At 57.4% G+C, this 5,367-nt stretch carries 1 tRNA gene and 3 rRNA genes; all 4 read left to right on the top strand.

Annotated features, from left to right (window positions below):
- Positions 1-185 precede the first annotated feature (185 nt).
- The 4 genes from FGL94_RS18070 (at position 186) to rrf (ending at position 5,339) form a co-directional block, all read left to right on the top strand.
- A 16S ribosomal RNA gene (locus tag FGL94_RS18070) occupies positions 186-1,655 on the top strand.
- Between the two features lie 162 nt (positions 1,656-1,817).
- Positions 1,818-1,889 (top strand) — tRNA-Ala (locus FGL94_RS18065).
- Between the two features lie 270 nt (positions 1,890-2,159).
- Positions 2,160-5,076: ribosomal RNA gene (locus FGL94_RS18060) — 23S ribosomal RNA — on the top strand.
- A gap of 141 nt (positions 5,077-5,217) precedes the next feature.
- A 5S ribosomal RNA gene (gene rrf, locus FGL94_RS18055) occupies positions 5,218-5,339 on the top strand.
- The 16S, 23S and 5S rRNA genes sit together here with 1 tRNA gene alongside, the layout of an rRNA operon.
- Positions 5,340-5,367: the final 28 nt, after the last annotated feature.

Below are 5,367 nucleotides of genomic sequence, written 5' to 3'. Positions count from 1 at the left end.
ATGAGGATTTCGCCCCCTGCGCTCCGGCGTAAGAGGAAATCTGATGTGAGCCGTGGTAGTTCGGTGTCATCCAGGTCGCTGGGTGAACCGGACACCACATAGACCATGCAATGGTGTTTTGACTCACCGCGAGTCAAAACCCGCCAACACCCCTCTGAGCCGGGAATCAGGCTCAGAGGTTATACATTCCGGTTGATCCTGCCGGAGGCCATTGCTATTGGGATTCGATTTAGCCATGCTAGTCGCACGAGTTCAGACTCGTGGCGAATAGCTCAGTAACACGTGGCCAAACTACCCTTCGGAGCACGATACCCTCGGGAAACTGAGGCTAATAGTGCATACCACATCACAGCTGGAATGAGTGATGTGCCAAACGCTCCGGCGCCGAAGGATGTGGCTGCGGCCGATTAGGTAGACGGTGGGGTAACGGCCCACCGTGCCAATAATCGGTACGGGTCATGAGAGTGAGAACCCGGAGACGGAATCTGAGACAAGATTCCGGGCCCTACGGGGCGCAGCAGGCGCGAAACCTTTACACTGCACGCCAGTGCGATAAGGGAATCCCAAGTGCGCAGGCATAGAGCCTGCGCTTTTGTACACCGTAGGGAGGTGTACGAATAAGGGCTGGGCAAGACCGGTGCCAGCCGCCGCGGTAATACCGGCAGCCCGAGTGATGGCCGATCTTATTGGGCCTAAAGCGTCCGTAGCTGGCCGCGCAAGTCTATCGGAAAATCCACCCGCTCAACGGGTGGGCGTCCGGTAGAAACTGCGTGGCTTGGGACCGGAAGGCGCGACGGGTACGTCCGGGGTAGGAGTGAAATCCCGTAATCCTGGACGGACCGCCGATGGCGAAAGCACGTCGCGAGGACGGATCCGACAGTGAGGGACGAAAGCCAGGGTCTCGAACCGGATTAGATACCCGGGTAGTCCTGGCCGTAAACAATGTCTGTTAGGTGTGGCTCCCACTACGAGTGGGTGCTGTGCCGTAGGGAAGCCGCTAAACAGACCGCCTGGGAAGTACGTCCGCAAGGATGAAACTTAAAGGAATTGGCGGGGGAGCACTACAACCGGAGGAGCCTGCGGTTTAATTGGACTCAACGCCGGACATCTCACCAGCATCGACTGTAATAATGACGATCAGGTTGATGACCTTATCCGAGTTTCAGAGAGGAGGTGCATGGCCGCCGTCAGCTCGTACCGTGAGGCGTCCTGTTAAGTCAGGCAACGAGCGAGACCCGCATCCTTACTTGCCAGCAGCACTGCGAAGTGGCTGGGGACAGTAGGGAGACCGCCGTGGCCAACACGGAGGAAGGAACGGGCAACGGTAGGTCAGTATGCCCCGAATGTGCTGGGCAACACGCGGGCTACAATGGTCGAGACAAAGGGTTCCAACTCCGAAAGGAGACGGTAATCTCAGAAACTCGATCGTAGTTCGGATTGTGGGCTGCAACTCGCCCACATGAAGCTGGATTCGGTAGTAATCGCGTGTCATAAGCGCGCGGTGAATACGTCCCTGCTCCTTGCACACACCGCCCGTCAAAGCACCCGAGTGAGGTCCGGATGAGGCTCGTTACACGAGTCGAATCTGGGCTTCGCAAGGGGGCTTAAGTCGTAACAAGGTAGCCGTAGGGGAATCTGCGGCTGGATCACCTCCACCGACCCGAGACCTCCCTTTGGGAGGCTCACCTTACGACCGTCTTTCGAGACGGTCACTACTCATGCACGGTCTCTCGTGTCCGCCCATCCACCGGCCTGGACACCGACGAACTACCACGGTTCACACACACGACGCGATCATCCTTCCCACGTGGGAAGGTGGGCTCATAGCTCAGCGGTAGAGTGCCTCCCTTGCAAGGAGGATGCCCTGGGTTCGAATCCCAGTGAGTCCATGTCTCCGATGCGAATCCGTCCCCTTAAGTGTGGGACGCGATTCGGATTGGATAGACGACGACCGATGCACCATCCCGGGAAACCGCGGATGGGAAGGGTTCGACGGACACGCTCCATGCCTGGACGTGATCCGATGACGACCGTGTATACGTGCGATCCAGACGTCCACTGAACTCATACGAGTTCGTGGAACGTCAGTGAACCATATACAGTCGGGTGACATTTAGTCACTTGACACCGTCAGCGGTTCTGTTATAGAATCGACTGACACACTACTGGCTACTGTGCCAGCTGGTGAATGGCTCGGCTCGAGAGCCGATGAAGGACGTGCCAAGCTGCGAAAAGCTCGTGGGACCCGCATGGAGGGAAAGAACACGAGGTTTCCGAATCGGAATCCGTTTACAATTGCCACGCGCAATAGGGAACTCCCTGAATTGAAACATCTCAGTAAGGGAAGGAAAAGAACGCAATAGCGATGTCGTCAGTAACCGCGAGTGAACGCGACACAGCCCAAACCGAAGGTCTTCGGACCAATGTGGTGTTCGGGTTGACAATCAATTCTCGACATTTCATCTGAAGTCTCCTGGAACGGAGCGTGAAACAGGGTGACAACCCCGTAAGATGAACCAGTACAGAAGGCGTCAATACCAGAGTAGCAGGGGTCGGATATCCTCTGTGAACGACTCAGGCATCCCCTGAGAAGGCTAAACACTCCTCGAGACCGATAGCGAACAAGTAGCGTGAGCGAACGCTGAAAAGCACCCCGAGAAGGGCGGTGCAATAGGGCCTGAAATCAGCTGGCGATCGAGCGACAGGGCGTACAAGGCGTCTCTTGAAACGACCGAGGAGCGATCCTCTAGTAGGAAGAGAGACGAGCCGGCGTCGTGTCGTGCGTTTTGAAAAACGACCCAGGGAGTGCACTTGATTGGCGAGTCTAACCCGTGAACCGGGGAAGGCGCAGGGAAACCGATACGGCCGCAGCATTGCGAGGGCCACCGTGTTCAAGCGCGGGGAGTCAATTGGGTGCGACCCGAAACCAGGCGATCTATACGCAGGCAGGGTGAAGCGTGGCGAAAGCCACGTGGAGGCCCGTTAGAGTTGGTATTCTACAATATCCTCTCGTGATCTGCGCATAGGGGTGAAAGGCCCATCGAGCCTGGCAACAGCTGGTTCCAACCGAAACATGTCGAAGCATGACCTCTTCCGAGGTAGCCCGCGGGGTAGAGCTACCGATTGGATGACCCGCCTCCGAGAGGAGTCGGCCATCCTGTCGAACTCCAAACCCGCAGGCGCTGTAGACGAAGGGAGTCCGGTGCGCGGGGTAAGCCTGTGTACCGTGAGGGGAACAACCCAGAGCCGGGTTAAGGTCCCAAAGTGTAGATTAAGTGCGATTCGAAGGTGGTCTCAAGCCCTAAACAGCCGGGAGGTGAGCTTAGAAGCAGCTACCCTCTAAGAAAAGCGTAACAGCTTACCGGCCGAGGTTTGAGGCGCCCAAAATGATCGGGGCTCAAATCTACCACCGAGACCTGGCCGTGCCCGTGACACGGGCAACCGCGTAGGTTGGCGTTCTGTTCGGATGGAAGCTCGGGCGAGAGCTCGCGTGGACCGTTCAGAAACGACAATCCTGGTCACAGTAGCAGCGATAGTCGGGTGAGAACCTCGACGGCCTGATGAGCAAGGGTTCCTCGGCACTGCCACTCAGCCGAGGGTCAGCCGGTCCTAAGATGCACCGCAACTCGACTGCATCAACGGGAAACTGGTTAAGATTCCAGTGCCATCGTGCAGTAAACGTCGACGCCGTGTGGAACGCTGAGCCGGGCTTTCGCCCGGTCGAATCGTGGAACCTCGTGGAAGCCGTCACGGCACGAAGCGAGAGAAACGCGAGATAGCGCAAGTCAGCCGTACATAGGGCCCGTGAAAAGACAAGCACGATGTCCGTACCGAGATCCGACACAGGTGCTCTGGCAGCGCAAGCCAAGGCCTGTCGGGAGAACCGACGTTAGGGAATTCGGCAAGTTAGTCCCGTACCTTCGGAAGAAGGGATGCCTGCTCTCGACGGAGCAGGTCGCAGTGACTCGGGCGCTCCGACTGTCTAATAACAACACAGGTGACCGCAAATCCGCAAGGACTCGTACGGTCACTGAATCCTGCCCAGTGCGGGTATCTGAACACCTCGTACAAGAGGACGAAGGACCCGTCAACGGCGGGGGTAACTATGACCCTCTTAAGGTAGCGTAGTACCTTGCCGCTTCAGTAGCGGCTTGCATGAATGGATAAACGAGAGCGCCACTGTCCCAACGTTGGACCCGGTGAACTGTACGTTCCAGTGCGGAGTCTGGAGACCCCCAAGGGGAAGCGAAGACCCTATAGAGCTTTACTGCAGGCTGTCGCTGAGACGTGGTCGCCGATGTGCAGCATAGGTAGGAGCCGTTACACAGGTACCCGCGCTAGCGGGCCACCGAGGCACCATTGAAATACTACCCGTCGGTGACTGCGACTCTCACTCCGGGAGGAGTACACCGGTAGCCGGGCAGTTTGACTGGGGCGGTACGCGCTCGAAAAGATATCGAGCGCGCCCGAAGATCATCTCAGCCGGGTCGGGAATCCGGCGAAGAGCGCAAGAGCACAAGATGGTCTGACAGTGTCATTCCCAACGAGTGACGCTGACGCGAAAGCGTGGTCTAGCGAACCTACGAGGCTCCGGAATGGGGCCCGTAGATGACAGAAAAGCTACCTTAGGGATAACAGAGTCGTCACCCGCAAGAGCACATATCGACCGGGTGGCTTGCTACCTCGATGTCGGTTCCCTCCATCCTGCCCGTGCAGAAGCGGGCAAGGGTGAGGTTGTTCGCCTATTAAAGGAGGTCGTGAGCTGGGTTTAGACCGTCGTGAGACAGGTCGGCTGCTATCTATTGGGGGTGTCAAGGTACTTGACGTGAACGAACGTATAGTACGAGAGGAACTACGTTTGGTCGCCACTGGTGTACCGGTTGTTCATACGAGCAATGCCGGGTAGCCACGCGACACGGGGTAAGAGCTGAACGCATCTAAGCTCGAAACCCACATGGAAAAGAAGTACCGATGAGGTCACTCGTAGAAGACGAGTTCGATAGACTCGGGATGTACGCACCAAGGCAACGAGGTGTTGAGTCCACGAGCACTAACAGACCGAAGCCACAGTCATACGGCACTGACACCACAGGTCGTATGAGTTCAGGCGGTAACTGGATCGCACGCATACACGGTCGGCCGATCGTTCGATCGGAACCACCGACACAGGCGTCTCTCAGCGGTAGAGAGTCTCGGTTCGAGACCGAGAGTCGGCGTAAAGGCGGCCAGAGCGGTGGGGGAACACCCGTACCCATTCCGAACACGGAAGTTAAGCCCACCAGCGTACCGGGAAGTACTGGAGTGAGCGATCCTCTGGGAACCGCGGTTCGCCGCCTGCCCATTCATTCGGGAGCATACTCCCACTAT

Source organism: Halorubrum salsamenti, assembly GCF_007671685.1.
Classification (GTDB): Archaea; Halobacteriota; Halobacteria; order Halobacteriales; family Haloferacaceae; genus Halorubrum; species Halorubrum salsamenti.
The sequence above is the reverse complement of the archived record's forward strand: the minus strand, read 5'-3'. Positions and strand labels throughout refer to the sequence as shown.